This window comes from Mycobacterium sp. 852002-30065_SCH5024008 (assembly GCF_001665645.1).
Lineage (GTDB): Bacteria > Actinomycetota > Actinomycetes > Mycobacteriales > Mycobacteriaceae > Mycobacterium > Mycobacterium paraffinicum.
Genome location: NZ_LZSZ01000189.1, coordinates 1 through 666 on the forward strand (window position 1 = coordinate 1; position 666 = coordinate 666).

A 666-nucleotide genomic window follows, 5' to 3' on the forward strand; every position below is an offset into this window, starting at 1 on the left:
GGTGAGGCTTGCCCCGCGATAATCGGCTACCGCCGGATAGGGCCGATCGGTGGGCAGCGCCAGGCGTTCGGGCATCCCGGCCAACACGTCTTGCCAGTAGGCCAGCTGCCCGCCGATCACACTGTCGGGGTCGCTGAGGTCGCCCAGCTGCTCACGCTGCCACAGCGTGTAGTCGGCGTACTGCACCGCCAACGGCACCCACCCAGGGGGCTGACCGGCGCAGCGGGCGGCATAGGCGATGCCCAGATCCTGTATCAGCGGGGTGATCGACCCGCCATCCGCGGCGATATGATGCGCCACGGCCACCAACACATACTCATCTGCGCCGAGCCGGAAAAGCTGGGCCCGCAACGGAATCTCGCTCGCCAGATCAAACCGATACCCCGCCACCGCGGCGATGGCCTCACGTAGCTGGCTTTCTGGCCACCCGCTGGCATCGATCACCTGCCAACCGAACTCGGTCTGCTCGGGCGGGATTACTTGCTGTTCGGGGATTCCGTCGACCGCGGGGAAGACGGTGCGCAGGCTTTCATGGCGGCCCACCACATCACCCAGCGCCACCCCCAACGCATCGGTATCCAAGGGGCCCTGCAGGCGCAGCGCCACAGGCATGTTGTAAACCGCCGACGGGCCCAACAACTGATCGATAAACCACAACCGCGACTG

1 protein-coding gene is annotated in these 666 nt (G+C 66.2%); it reads right to left on the reverse strand.

Annotated features, from left to right (window positions below; translation table 11 throughout):
- Positions 1-666, reverse strand: a 666-nt coding sequence (locus tag A5781_RS24415; protein ID WP_231990866.1) for a condensation domain-containing protein, incomplete at both ends; no start/stop codon positions are given.